A 13999-nucleotide genomic window follows, 5' to 3' on the forward strand; every position below is an offset into this window, starting at 1 on the left:
GGAAACGCAAATCAACGGCGCACAATGGCAGATTAATATGTTCGACAAACTAATAAAAACCGAGGATCGAAAAACCGCATTGTCGCAACTTGTTGAACATTACTATACACAATACCAAACCGGTGAACCGGTCCACGAATGGAGCGAAAAAATTTGACTGTTTCGATGCTGCAATCCTCATATTTAAACTATATTGAGAACCCAAACCCGGATGACTTTGGTCCATCCATCGAGAGCTTTTTAGATTGGTTGGAAAAACCGACAGCGATGCTGCTGACGGGCAAAGACTCAAGTAAAATACGCGCGGTTTGTACGCTGCTGCATGGCAACGAGCCTTCAGGCACTAAAGCAATATTCAATTACCTGAAATCAAAAGAGACTCCTAGAGTCGATACCTTGTTTATTATTGCCTCTGTGGAGGCAGCCTCTGCCGATCCCCTTTTTGCGAACAGAATGTTACCGGGCAAACGTGATTTAAACCGCTGTTTCAGGCCCCCATATAATGACGCACAAGGACAAACTGCCAAAGCGATTTGCGACTTGCTGCTGCATATCAAGCCTGAGTGCCTGATCGATATTCATAATACGTCCGGCTCAGGCCCCGCCTTCGGGGTTGCCATTGTAGAAGATGCGAACCATGTAGCGCTAACCTCTCTGTTTACCAACGATTTGATTGTTACGGATCTACGTCTAGGTGCATTGATGGAACTCAGTGAGAAAGACGTGATCACCGTTACCATCGAATGTGGTGGCGTACAGGATCACTCTTCACAAATTATTGCTCTGGAGGGGCTGCAGCGTTATTTATCTAGCGAACATGTACTGGCCGAAACTGGTAACGAATACCCGGTAAATATTTATCACAACCCCATTCGCCTGGAAACCAAAAATCATGGCGAAGTGGCCTATCACCAACATCCGAGCGATAAAGCGGTAATAACCCTGCCGGAACAAGCAGATAAGTTTAACTATGGCATGCTCCCAAAAGACGAATGTATTGCTCATTTGAGCGAGGGTGGCTTAGGCCAACTCACTGCTAAGGATCACTTAGGAAACGAACGCCTGGATGAGTTTTTTACAGAGCATAAAGGCAAGCTTTATGCTCGCCATCCAATAAAAGTATTTATGGCAACAACCAGCCCGCTTATCGCTAAAACGGATTGTGTGTTTTACTTTATCGGCTATAACACAGGCTAGAGGGTTCGAAGATAAACCTAATATAGTGAGTAGTGAACTAATAATTTTGCTGCCCTAAACTCTTTTATAGCTAAACTGTAAATATATTTCAGAGAAGATCTGCCACTCATACCAAACTAGGTAAGTAAATGATCTAATATTGCGCAGGAGAAATTAATGAGAGCAAGGCGTTTGATTGAGCAATAGCTGGCTATTGGGATTGAAAACAACGAAGTTATCGTTAATTTTAACCAGCAAGATTGACCAGATATTTACCTAGCTTGGTATCACACACGCTTACTATTTTAAGAGGTTATTTATGAGTATTGTATTTTTAAACGGTGATTTTATGCCTATGGAAGACGCTAAAATTTCTCCGATGGATCGTGGCTTTTTGTTTGGTGATGGTATTTACGAAGTTATCCCCTCTTACGACGCTCATCTTATCGGGTTTGCGCCACACATAGAGCGTATGAATCAAGGTTTAAAATTGATCGGTATTGATTTTAAATGGGACAAAACAAAATGGTCAGAAGTTTGTAACACACTTATTAAAAAAAATGGCGCTGCTAACCTGGGTATTTATTTACATATCAGCCGAGGTGCCGACAGCAAACGCTTTCATGCATACACAGAGAATGTTCCCCCTACAGTTTTTGCATTTACCTTTGCAATTCCAGCTGCTAATTTAGCTGATAAATCAACAGCGAAAGCTTATAAAGTTTCAACGACTGAAGATTTACGCTGGCAGCGTTGTAACATAAAATCCACTGCACTTTTAGGTAATGTAATGCATTTTCAACATGGTTTTAGTCGCGGTTATAACGAAACAATTTTGTTTAATAGCAATAATGAAATGACCGAAGGCAGTGCCTGTAACGCCTACATAGTTAAAGATGGTGTTGTAATTACACCACCTTTGGATAATCAAATATTACCCGGTATTACACGTTTTATGCTATTAGATATTCTCGATAAACATAGCGACATTAAAGTTGAACAGCGCATTGTAAAAATGGATGAACTGTTTGCCGCTGATGAAGTTTGGTTAACAAGCTCAAGCAAAGAGATTGCCCCCGTTGTGCAAATCGATGGCAAACCGGTAGGTGATGGCGAAATTGGCGATCTATGGCTTGCCGCGCAAACCTTGTATAGCGCATATAAAGCTGATTATTAGCAGTTATTAATAATATTATCTAGGCGCAGCTCTGAATCTGCGTCTTGAAGTGGTTTGCGTATAAAATCAGTAACTAAGAAATGATAAATATAAAAAGCAGAGTTTAACGATAGTTAATCGCTATACCTATTTCTGCCGACAAGGTTTGCAATTGATCACTACTATCTAAACGAATAGACCAATTAAGTCCGCTGCCTACAGCTGTAACAATATTTACTGTACCGATAAGCTCAACCTCATCAACTTGGGCCTGCAAGGTGACTTTTGCGTCTCCTTCTAGCTTCACCATAATTTCACGATGATTAGCAATGATTTTTCCCTGACTGAACGTAATTAGCATTTTGACTTCTCTGAGGTAGCGATTATTTAAACCATTTTACAATAACCTCAATCGCTTTTCACACTCCTTCAGCATTTATAAATTATAAACACGATGAAAATTACCAGCATAACAACAGAAGCATTAATTTGTTTAAGATAAGATGAAACACTAAGAGGCCACATTGATAGATAGATCCTGCCTTTTAATATGAGAATCAATTGAATTCACCGGCAACTCACGTACCATATTCCCTAAAAACATTAGATGAGCCTTGTATGCCTATTTCCAATTCATTAAAAACCACCTTGTTAACTGTTACTGATGCGCAAGAGATAATAGATATACAATTAATTCAAGGTGTTTGGGGCGGGTATGGCGAACTATTCAGAGTCAGGCTTAGCGGAGGAAACACTAGTTCTGTGGTTGTCAAATTAGTTAAAACACCGCAACCAGGCTCGCATCCTAAAGGCTGGAATACAACACGCTCTCACCAGCGAAAATTACACTCTTATCAAGTTGAGTCATACTGGTACCTGCATTACGCCAATCTGTGTAATGAGCAATGCTATCTACCCCGCTGTTTAGCCGCACAAAGTGACAGCGAGCAAATATTATTAATATTGGAAGATTTAAGTGCAGTCGGTTATCCCGTTGTAAAAAAAGAAGTCTCCCTTGATGAAGCAAAAACCTGTATCACCTGGTTAGCTAATTTCCATGCTTTGCATCTGCAAAAAAAAGTCACAGGTTTATGGCCTACAGGCAGCTATTGGCATCTGGCAACGCGGCCTGATGAATTGGCTGCTCTGCAGGATATAAAACTTAAAAATGCAGCCCGGCAAATAGATCAAATTCTAAGTCAATGTGCTTTTCAAACCATTGTTCATGGCGATGCCAAACTGGCTAATTTCTGTTTCTCTGCTGATGGACAAAAAGTCGCCGCAGTTGATTTTCAATATGTGGGATTAGGTTGTGGCATGAAAGATCTGATTTTATTTATCAGCAGCTGCATCCCTCCACAAAACTGTTTTGAACTGGAATCACAGCTGCTTGATTATTACTTTCAGGCGTTAACTACAGCGGTTTTAACTACTCGCTCAGATATAGATGCTGTGCAACTAGAGCTTGCCTGGCGACCTTTATATGCGCTTGCTTGGGCTGACTTTCAGCGTTTTGTAAAAGGTTGGTCTCCTGAGCACTGGAAGATTAATGAATACACTGAGCAGTTAACCGAGCAAGCAATCCATTCGTTAGAGCAATTCCAATAAAAAGAGGTCCGATAGCTTTGTTATTAACAACAGACACTCTCAATCAATTAAGTTTATTAGCCATCAAAGCTGCAGAGCAAGCGGGAGATTATATCCGAGGCTTTGACAGATCTTTATTAAAGACTCACTTTAAAGATGCGGGAAGCAGTAAAAGCTCACAAGTGGTCACCGAAGTGGATTTGACCAGTCAGGATATTATCTTAAACATTTTACAACCGAGTTGCGATTTATATGATTTAGCGCTGTTAAGCGAAGAAAACACCAACGAACAGGATGTGCTAAACCATCCGCGTTTTGATAAAGATTATTTTTGGTGTATTGATCCGCTCGATGGCACCTTACCTTTTATCGAAGGAAGTGACGGTTATGCGGTCTCGATTGCATTAGTCTCTCGTTGTGGCAAACCTGTAATTGCCGTGGTTCATCAACCGACAAAAAATATTACCTACCATACGTCAGTCGATCAATTTGGCCAAAGCGTGAGTTACAAAAACAAGAAGCAGTTAAACAAGTCAGCAAAAGCTGCGAGTAAAATCTTTACTTTTTATTGCGATAGAAGTTTTCTATCTAGTAAAAAATTCCCCTTATTAATTAACCAGTTGAAAACTCTCGCCAGACAATCGGGTTATGACAATTTTGCAGTTAAACAGGATGCGGGCGCCGTGATCAACGCGCTGTCTGTTATCGAAAATAGTCCCGCTTGTTATATTAAACTACCCAAAAAACAGTTAGGCGGAGGTTGCTTGTGGGACTTTAGTGCAACTGCGTGTTTGGCTAAGGCAAGTGCTATCTGGGTGAGTGATATTAACGGCAAGTTATTAGAGTTAAATCAACGTGATTCAAATTACATGAACCACCAAGGTGTACTCTATACATCAGACAAAAAGCTTGCACAGCAAATCATTGCCATATGTGCTTTATTAAAGTAACAAAAAACAATTCACTTACGAAAATCACCTTCCATTTTTCTCGCAACAAAGTCTGTTTGTATTTTTATCTGTTTAATAAAATATAATTGATATTTAAGAATAGCTGATTCAGCATTTAGAGAAAAAACAAAGAAAAAATGCGGCCGTGGAAGGCCGCATAACGCAAAAAAGGCGCAAAAAGGAATGTTATGAAACTCAAACATAGCTGTTGCTGCCACAACGGGTGCAATGAAAGCGTTTACATAGTAATGACCTGTTAGTCATTGAGGTGAAGTATAAAGCCCTAAATCAAAAGTTTCCGTGATCAAAATCACAAGAAAGCGCTTACATGAAGAAAGATAGTTACAAACTGTTACAAAGCGGGTTATTTCGTATAGAACTCACTTTAAAATGTATTAGAGGTAATCATTACAGCTTTTATTTGTTACTCTTAAGTCTTAAAGTATTTATTAGCTCAAGAAAAATCTACGAAAATTGAGATAATAAAACAGAAACGCTATTCTGGCACAAAAGAACTTTAATTACACCATACATTTATAGATAGTCAACAAATAAGCCTTTGACTTATAAATTAAAAAAAGAAGAAACTTTTAAAGCAGACTATTACTGCATTCAAAGCCAATAAGCAGGCAGCTGGGATATTATACGCAGGGCATTATTCCCAAGCCGCGCATAACATCCTCTATTGTAAGTATCATAGAAGGAAAGCAGTATGTACCTAGGTGTTCAGCTTTATTCTTTTGAAAAACAGTATGTTTTAAATGAACCTGATTATATTTTCAGGCGCCTGGCTGAAATCGGTTATCAAGCTATCGAAATGCCATTTCCAATGGACGTTGCTCCCTATATCAAGGAGTATAACCTACACTATTCAGCACTGCATACAGGCACTGACGCGCTGAAAGATTTATCCGCAATCATAACTCACCTTCACTCCAATGACTGCCAGAATCTATGTGTATCAGGTCCTTTGACATGGCATGATCAAAGTTTAAATAACTTTGAAAAGACATGTACATATCTAAATAAGAAAGCCGAATTGTTAAAGTCAGAAGGAATAAAAGTACATTATCATAACCATGATTTTGAATTTAAACTCGCGGAAGATGACAGGACTCCCTTTGAGATTCTATTGCAGCAACTGGATCCTGCGCTTATTCAATTGTGTGTTGATACTGGCTGGGTTGATATAGCAGGCCGAGATCCCGTCTCTTTTTTAAAGGAAAATAGAAGTAGAATATCCTATGTGCATTTAAGAGACTTTCTAAATGGCAAGTCGGTAGCACTAGGGCAAGGTTCTGTTGATGTCGCAGGTATTGTAAATGAGTTAAGTAACAATTCAGCACTAGAGTGGCTGATAGTCGAGCATGAACCTGAGAATGATACCCTTAAAAAATTATCGATAAGCAGATCTTATCTAAAAACATAATTATCGCTGTAAGCTCTCCCGCAGACAAGACTGTAATACAGCAAACTGCAACCGTTTGCTATGATAGTTAGTTAGTCGTCATAATCATCACCTAGCAACTCCTTAAGTCGTTGTTGCTCTTTAAAATCTTCAATACTGCGGCGAACCTGACCTTTGTCCCGACCTGGTTGCTTCTGGGGCTCTTTACGGACAGGGATTGAATCCTCTTCCCTGTCATCTTCATATTGCCACTCTTCTGTATCTTGAATTTCGTCATCAATTTGCTGAGAACTATTATTACTGTTTTCCATTTCATACTCCAAAAAACTAGTTAATAACTATCACTATGTGATGTACATCGGTTGGCATTGCAATCATATGCCAATTTCCGAGACTGAAATCATCGCAATTATTGTCTTTTTTAATAAAGAAAAAAACACGAGGGTCTTGTCTTTTACTTATACCTGCAAATAAGCACTCGGTTTCACTAAATTCAGCTCGCACAGGGATGTGAACGACAATCCAAACTACTTCCCTCTTTATTAATAATAAAGAATAAAGGGGGTTATTTGTCAAGGTAAAAAACGGTTGCCGAATGTGGGGCGAATATCTACAACCCCACACACCATAAAACAAGATGCCCTGACGCTTACTAAAGCATTATGCTTAGTTTATAAAAACGGCAATGATTGATCTTCGCAGTTAAACGTTGCTCGCAAGCCCGCTCTCTATTCTATACTCAACATAAGTGCTTTAAAAAGGAGTGGCTCGTTATGTTAAAAGCCCTTTTTATCGATTTAAGTGGCGTATTATATGTAGGAAATAAAGTTATCCCTGGTGCTGTTGCAGCAGTAGCCAAAGCCAGGGCAAAGCAGCTACAGTTACGTTTTGTCACTAATACTTCCCGCAGAACACGTACTCAGATATTAATGGACCTCAAAAACTTAGGCTTTGAACTAGCGGAAGAGGAACTCTTTACGGCACCTATTGCAGCCCATGCCTGGTTACAAGAAAAACAACTACGCCCCTATTGTCTTATTCATCAAAACATCAAAAGCGAATTCTCAGATCTCATTCAGACTAATCCTAATGCGGTTATTATTGGCGATGCTGAACAGGACTTTTGTTATGATAAGTTAAACCGGGCTTTCCAATTATGTCAGCAAGGAGCGCCTTTACTTGGTATCGGTTGCAACCGTTTTTTTAAACTAGATGAGCAGTTATTGCTCGATGCAGGACCTTTTATCAAAGCGATTGAGTTTGCAGCATCTACCCAAGCTATTATCTTAGGAAAACCATCCCGGGATTTTTTTCTGCAGGCACTGGCATCAACAAATTTACAGGCAGATCAAGTTTTAATGATTGGTGATGATATCTATGGCGATGTTGAGGGCGCAATCAATGCCGGACTGCATGGCTGTTTAGTGCGTACGGGAAAATACCAGCAAGGCGATGAAAACAAAATCAGCTTGCCGCATCAGAGTGCCGACTCAATCGTTGAAGCCGTCGATTATGCTTTGTTGAATTATCGCAACAGTTAATATACCCATGTTACTTCAAGATGCAAAATCAGCAAGCCAAAGTAATTCGCCATGCAGCTTATCCTTCAGTAGACATTTTTCGGTATGGTGCAAAAATCTGTAAAATCCAATCGATAAAAACCTGCACTTTAAACGGATAATTGCTCGACTTGGGTGTTAAAAGATAATAACTATACGGGCTAGTAAACGGCACAGCAAAAGGGATAACCAGCGAGCCATCTTCGAGTTGTTGTTCTATAAAAAATCGCGGGATCAGTGCAATCCCCATGCTGCTTACAGCAGCTTGATTCAACATATAAAAATGTGCCATACCAAACTTTTTATCGGTCGTTAGCTGTAACCCCACAGCTTTCGACCACTCCTGCCACATCTGCGGCCGCAGCGTATGTTTTAACAGCGTCATCTCGTTAATATCAGCAAGTGTGTGCATTTGCGCAGCTATTTGCGGCGAGCAGACCAGGCACAAATCTTCATCCATCAATTTAATGAAATTGACGCCTTGCGGCTCAGAGGTCGCACTGCGGATAACGATATCATAATTACTTTGCGAGAAATCAACAGGAAAATCACCAATTGATAAATCCACGTAAAGATTAGGGTAGCGCGATTTAAAATTTTCTAAGCAGGGGATCAAACAACTAATACTTAAACTGGGTAAGACATTAATCGTTAAGCTTTGCGCGCGCAAAAGCTGCGACTGAATATCAATAGTGGCATTATTAATGGTTTGCAGTGCAGTCTGAATATGAGTCAAATAACGGCTCCCCTCATCAGTAAGCACTAACCTTCTATGCTGCCGTAAAAACAAGGGCATACCAAGATACTCTTCTAATCCTTTGATTTGTTTACTGATTGCACCATGAGTCACATGCAGCTCTTTTGCCGCTAGTGAAAAACTTACATGACGCGCAGCAGATTCAAATGTGCGCAGCGCATTTAAAGGCGGTAATTTTGGATACATTTACTTACTCACTCAACAGCTGACCAATGTTCATGTGACAATAACTCACACAAACAGGAAGATAACTCCTTTGCACTGCAGATGCAAATTCGATTAAATAGCACTATCGAATTTTAAACAGGTGAATATCAGATGGACTTGGAAGCGTTATTAGGTGTGTCATTACAAAGCACAGCCATCCTTTTTTCGGTTGCGATACTGGCCGGATTTATCAATGCCATTGCCGGCGGAGGCGGTTTACTGAGCATCCCCGTATTAATGTGGGCCGGGTTACCGCCAGCAACGGTATTAGCAACCAATAAACTGCAGGCATGTGGCGGTAGTTTCTTTGCCAGTTATTATTTCGTGCGTAAAAGTATTATTAAATTAGGTGAGATAAAGTTAGCAATTGCTTGTGCTTTTACGGGCAGTATTTTAGGTTCTCTTGCTGTGCAAGAGATTGATGTCAGCATTCTCGAATCAGTACTGCCCTTTTTAATTTTAGCTATCGGTGCTTATTTTTTATTTTCTAAAAAAATCACTGCCCAAGATAATAAACAGATACTCGCCCCCGCCATTTTTGCTTTTAGCATTGCCTTGTGCATCGGATTTTATGATGGTTTTTTTGGGCCGGGAACAGGAAGCTTTCTAACTTTGGCATTTGTTTCCCTGGCCGGTCATGATCTTATCAAAGCGACCGCCCATGCTAAAATACTGAATTTTGCCAGTAATATCGCAGCCCTGCTTAGTTTTGCTTTAGCAGGTAAAGTGTTGTGGCTACTTGGAGGTAGCATGCTGATAGGCCAAGCGATAGGTGCAACACTCGGCTCTAAATTAGTGCTAACTCAAGGATGCCGATTTATTCGCCCGTTAATGGTGACCATGTCTATCGCGATGAGCGCAAAACTATTACTGCATTAACACTTTTTTGGGGTATCGCTTTCAACTGTGCAGCAGGTTTATCTTATTTCACTAAGTTCAATACTGATATGCGAGTACAAAGTAACTATACTTCAAATTGTCCGCTAACAAATAGACGGGCAGAGCTGCTGACAGCTCGGATAATGCAACATATAATTTCGATAACAATACAGCCTGCGTAACGAATTAAGGAATTTTTATGGATTATATTGTGCTACCACTGAGTGTATTTTTTATATTTGTCGCACCGCTATGGTTAATCTTACATTACCGCAGTCGGAAGCAGACCAGTAAAGGCTTGTCAGCTAAAGATCAAGAGCAGTTACAGGCGCTGTTGAAACGCACAGAGCAGATGCAAAAACGTATTGTATCGCTTGAAAAAATTCTTGATGCAGAAGCACCGCAGTGGAGAGAAAAATGAAAAGTAAAAAGAAAACACTGTATCGCGATTCTAAAAACGGGAAATTAGGCGGAGTTTGTGCCGGAATAGCCGAGTATTTTGGCACTGAGATATGGATTGTACGCCTGTTAGTTATAACTGCATTTTTATTCTCTGCCGGATTTTTTGTTGTGCTCGCTTATATCGCAGCCTATTTCATTTTAGATGAAATGCCAGAACAGCGAAAATGGCAACAAAGTGTATATAAAGCGCATAATGTGAAAAAGAAACCCTGGCAGGCAGGTCACTCTGCACAGCAAATATTACAAAATGTAAGCCGCGAATTAGATGAAATGGAGAATAATATTGAGCAGATGGAAGCTTACGTTACCTCTTTTGCATTTAAAATGGACCGTGAATTTACAAATCACTAATTGTTACAGCCCAGCGGGATCGTGCACATTAACAGAGTCTGTTACTTTGCTTTCATCCTGCTCTGTAAACATCAATAACGCCTTGATTTATAGACGCATCTAACAAGTTTACAATTAAGTCTGTTCAATAGACTCAATATTGGAAATCTCTGTGAACTAAGCTGCATTGTATTTTTCCATATATTGTAAAATACCGTGTTGATATAAGCTTAGAAGGCGATGTAAAAAATGATCCAAGCGCAGAATTCATTTTCAAACAGTTTGCAGCTCGACTGGCAGCGTGCCAAGCAACTAGAGGCTATCTTTAGCTTTTATCAAAGCTCAGATCCTGAAAGCCTATGTCGCTTTGCTTCAGCGTTCGCCAAAGAGCAACAAATACCGCTAAAATTTATTCGCTTACAACCTAATTCAGCTTACGCCCCCTTTGCTGCCATATTTACTCTGTTAATTCAAAGCTTAAATGAATCCTCCTATAGCGTTGAAGAAGTAGTCTGTCAGGCGACCAGTTACAAACCTTTACAACAGAACTTAACAGCCATCCTAAAAGGCGAAATATTTAAGCGCAGCGAAATGGTAGTGGTAGATGATCTGTTTTTTGAGAAACAGGCGATTACTGAAGCAATCGTAAACTTGATTGAAATACTGATAACGAAACCCTCGCTACTTGTGATAAGCGACTGGCATTACGCCTCTGCATCGGCCATCGAGCTATTAAAAGTGTTGGCAACAAGAAAATTAGCAATACCGCTTATGGTAATGGTATCAATTGATAGCCAATATGCCCTGGTCAATAGACAAGATGATGAAGCATGGGAAAGTTTCTTGGATTGGTTAGATGACACAGCGCTATTGCATAAAGTGCCTGACTGCGATTGTACACCGATGCTCGAATGGGCGTACAGCTCAACATCGGATCTGACATCACAATTACTAGAGCAAAATGCCAGTTTAATGGCATGGCCGGAGGTAGAAGCATTGGCGCGCTTTTTACTCGAAGATCCGGCAATATCTGATGTAAACAAAGTAGAGCTACGCTTAAGACTGGCCGAAGCTTTATTATTCGCCGATGATCTAAATGCTGCACTTAACGAGCTTGAGTCATTACAGGTATTTCAAGAGCTTATAACTACCACTTACGACCGCGTACGCTTATTTAATTTGTTAAGCATAACCTTAGTGCAACGGCAAAGCTTCGAAGAGGCGATGCAATGCGCGGAAGTGGCCCTTGATATCGCTAAACAAGCTGACGACGGGCACCTGTTAGCACAGTCGATGTTTGTTAATTTCTATGCTCACGATAAGTCATCAACCCCTCTACCACTGCTGGTATTTGAACAACTTGATCGAGAACTGCAGCTGTATAATATGGATTGTTCACACCTGTACGTACTGCGCAATTATTACACTTACCTGCGATTTTACGACGATTTAAACTCGAAAACAGCCCTCGACGTTACCCAGCGAGGGGTAAAGCTAGCTAAAGAGATTGGGCACCGTCAAGGCATAGCCGCCAGCTATCATAGCAAGGGTATAATTTATTCGTATATTAACCGCTATCAGGCCACTTTCAGATGTTTTGCCATCAGTTCACGGATCCGTGAACAGTTAGGCGAGGCCAATGAACGAGTAAGAATGCATAACGGCACTGGATATTTTAATACCCTGCTAGAGCAATACCAAGATGCGCAAACTCAATACTTGGCAGCCTACAATATTGCTCGCCAAACCTGCGACTACTCAGAATTATTTGTCACCCTATATAACTTTGCCTGGCTGTACTTTTCTACCCGTGATTATCAACGGGCGACTGACATACTGGAGCAACTAGTACGTATCTGTCGGATTCGGCAAATGACCCATTTCCCATTTCGTAACCTATACGATATATTTAGCTTGAAGGGTTTATGCCATACAAAATTGGGGGAACTCAGGAGTGCCCAACAGTGTTTAGAGCGGATGCAAAGGCTGCCGTTTAAACCTTCGAGCACAGGTAAGTTTTTACAAGCCCTATTGAAAGGCAGCTTGTATGGAGCAGACGGCAATCTACAGCAAGCCCGCGAAATACTTGAACAAGCACCAGCCATATTAGGTCAAGTTGTCGATATGGACACCTCTTTGTTACCTCGCTGTAGCACCGAATTATTAGAGGTATACAGTCGCCAAAGTGACTGGCAAGCTTGTAATACGCTTGTCGATAATAGTTTGCTTATGTGTGAAAAATTGTCGTTACCGCGTTTTACTGAAACATTCACCTTTATTAAACTGCAAGTTGCACTGCAGCAGCCAGTCTATGCACGCGATCTTCCGGTTTATCCATTGCCCGAAGTCTCGCTACAGCTAGATGATCTGGTGCGCAATGCCAAACAAGTTACTCAGCTAAGACAAGTACAACAACGCCTGCGTGAAATGCAGTTGATTAGCCGCATGCAATCCTTACCTGAACGCTTCAATACAACTCAAGAGCTTGCCGAGGAAAGTTTGAAATTAGTATGCGCAAACTTCACCATCCAAGTGGGGATGATTTATCGCCTTAACGGCAAACAATGGCAGCTGTGCTGTCAAGTCGGTAATATGCAGTCCCTTAAAGGTGTGAATAATTACTTAGAAGATATAGCTGATAAAAGGAAGCCCTGGGTTGAAAACAGCTTTTGCTCGCTAGGTGAAGATGGTAAACGCGCCACTTATGATTCGGTGGCTTGTTTGCCAGTCTTTGTCGAAGAACACCTTTACGGAGCGATGATCCTTTGTAACTTTAATCGTAATCGCTATTTTGATCGTCAAGAGCAAGATATATTGCATTTAATCAGCCGCCAACTAGGCAGCCAATTGCAGTTGCTTAACCACCAGGAAAACTTGCTGAAAATGTCCTCTACTGATCCATTAACGAGCTTGTTTAATCGTCAGGCATTATTAACACGCCTAGAGCAAGAATTACTTTTGTATGAGCAGCACACAGATACTTACCAATTCTCCTTGGCCTATATTGATTTAGATAACTTTAAAAAAGTGAATGACTTATTAGGTCATGACGTAGGCGACAAGGTGCTTAAAGCATTTGCCAGATTATTAGTGCAGACTATGAGATCTGGGGATATTGTAGCTAGATGGGGTGGCGATGAGTTTGTTGTGCTATTCCCGAATGCCAATCACGCAGATGCGCAAATTACTGCAGAACGTTTATTAACAAACCTGAAAAAACAGAAATTTTTTAGACCTGAGCTAACTAAATGGGCTGATAAGCCGGAAATAGTTGCGAATTTGCCTGACTTAAGTTGCTCTATTGGTATTAGCGACTGTGCTGGAGTCGACTACGATAAACTCAGCGAAGATTGGTTACTTAAGCAAGCTGACCGCGCATTGTATCAAGCCAAAGCCGAAGGGAAAGGCAGGGTTTGTGTAATAAGTAAAAGTATGGATTGCGGTTGAGATTAGGCAAATGCTATTAATCGTATTTATAAAAGCTGCGTAGGCTAAGACAACGCAAGGATTGACGGGCTGCTCATATTA

Annotated in this window: 13 protein-coding genes; 10 read left to right on the plus strand and 3 right to left on the minus strand. The window is 40.7% G+C overall.

Going from position 1 to position 13999, the window contains the following annotated elements; translation table 11 throughout:
• The first annotated feature begins 165 nt into the window (after window positions 1-165).
• Both AC4GME_RS07300 and AC4GME_RS07305 read left to right on the plus strand, forming a co-directional pair.
• On the plus strand, window positions 166-1197 hold the full coding sequence (locus AC4GME_RS07300) for a M14 family metallopeptidase (RefSeq protein ID WP_490379190.1): 1032 nt from the start codon (window positions 166-168) through the stop codon (window positions 1195-1197).
• A 298-nt stretch (window positions 1198-1495) separates the two neighbouring features.
• Window positions 1496-2353 (plus strand): aminotransferase class IV, encoded by an 858-nt coding sequence (locus AC4GME_RS07305; RefSeq protein WP_490375938.1) that lies wholly within the window; start codon window positions 1496-1498, stop codon window positions 2351-2353.
• Between the two features lie 103 nt (window positions 2354-2456).
• Here the strand turns inward: AC4GME_RS07305 and AC4GME_RS07310 are convergent, their stop codons facing one another.
• Entirely contained in the window at window positions 2457-2693 is a 237-nt protein-coding gene (locus AC4GME_RS07310; RefSeq protein WP_490375937.1) for a DUF3389 domain-containing protein, read from the minus strand.
• Between the two features lie 257 nt (window positions 2694-2950).
• Between AC4GME_RS07310 and AC4GME_RS07315 the strand changes: the two genes are divergently transcribed.
• From AC4GME_RS07315 to AC4GME_RS07325, 3 genes are all read left to right on the plus strand, one after another.
• Window positions 2951-3940 (plus strand): phosphotransferase, encoded by a 990-nt coding sequence (locus tag AC4GME_RS07315; RefSeq protein ID WP_490375936.1) that lies wholly within the window; start codon window positions 2951-2953, stop codon window positions 3938-3940.
• A 17-nt stretch (window positions 3941-3957) separates the two neighbouring features.
• Window positions 3958-4869, plus strand: coding sequence for a 3'(2'),5'-bisphosphate nucleotidase CysQ family protein (locus tag AC4GME_RS07320; protein WP_490375935.1), 912 nt, complete (start codon window positions 3958-3960; stop codon window positions 4867-4869).
• Window positions 4870-5581: 712 nt separating this feature from the next.
• The gene (locus tag AC4GME_RS07325; protein ID WP_490375934.1) at window positions 5582-6298 is read left to right on the plus strand and encodes a sugar phosphate isomerase/epimerase family protein; all 717 of its coding nucleotides are present in this window, start codon (window positions 5582-5584) and stop codon (window positions 6296-6298) included.
• A 71-nt stretch (window positions 6299-6369) separates the two neighbouring features.
• Here the strand turns inward: AC4GME_RS07325 and AC4GME_RS07330 are convergent, their stop codons facing one another.
• Window positions 6370-6588 (minus strand): PA3496 family putative envelope integrity protein, encoded by a 219-nt coding sequence (locus tag AC4GME_RS07330; protein ID WP_490375933.1) that lies wholly within the window; start codon window positions 6586-6588, stop codon window positions 6370-6372.
• Window positions 6589-7050: 462 nt separating this feature from the next.
• Here AC4GME_RS07330 and AC4GME_RS07335 point away from each other — a divergent pair, with 462 nt between their 5' ends.
• Window positions 7051-7818 (plus strand): TIGR01458 family HAD-type hydrolase, encoded by a 768-nt coding sequence (locus tag AC4GME_RS07335; RefSeq protein ID WP_490375932.1) that lies wholly within the window; start codon window positions 7051-7053, stop codon window positions 7816-7818.
• A 58-nt stretch (window positions 7819-7876) separates the two neighbouring features.
• Here AC4GME_RS07335 and gcvA read toward each other — a convergent pair whose 3' ends face one another.
• The gene (gene gcvA, locus AC4GME_RS07340) at window positions 7877-8779 is read right to left on the minus strand and encodes a transcriptional regulator GcvA (RefSeq protein WP_490375931.1); all 903 of its coding nucleotides are present in this window, start codon (window positions 8777-8779) and stop codon (window positions 7877-7879) included.
• A 132-nt stretch (window positions 8780-8911) separates the two neighbouring features.
• On the opposite strand from gcvA, the gene AC4GME_RS07345 reads away from it, so the two are divergent.
• From AC4GME_RS07345 to AC4GME_RS07360, 4 genes are all read left to right on the plus strand, one after another.
• Window positions 8912-9679, plus strand: coding sequence for a TSUP family transporter (locus AC4GME_RS07345; protein ID WP_490379191.1), 768 nt, complete (start codon window positions 8912-8914; stop codon window positions 9677-9679).
• A 199-nt stretch (window positions 9680-9878) separates the two neighbouring features.
• Window positions 9879-10100, plus strand: coding sequence for an envelope stress response membrane protein PspB (gene pspB / locus AC4GME_RS07350; protein ID WP_490375929.1), 222 nt, complete (start codon window positions 9879-9881; stop codon window positions 10098-10100).
• Window positions 10097-10492: an envelope stress response membrane protein PspC gene (pspC, locus tag AC4GME_RS07355; protein WP_490375928.1), complete on the plus strand. Its 396-nt coding sequence runs from the start codon at window positions 10097-10099 to the stop codon at window positions 10490-10492. The genes pspB and pspC overlap by 4 nt, the downstream gene beginning before the upstream one ends.
• Before the next feature lie 228 nt (window positions 10493-10720).
• A complete protein-coding gene (locus AC4GME_RS07360; protein ID WP_490375927.1) occupies window positions 10721-13918 on the plus strand; it encodes a diguanylate cyclase in 3198 nt (1065 codons plus the stop codon).
• Window positions 13919-13999 lie beyond the last annotated feature (81 nt).

The sequence above is a fragment of the Psychromonas sp. genome, assembly GCF_983033635.1.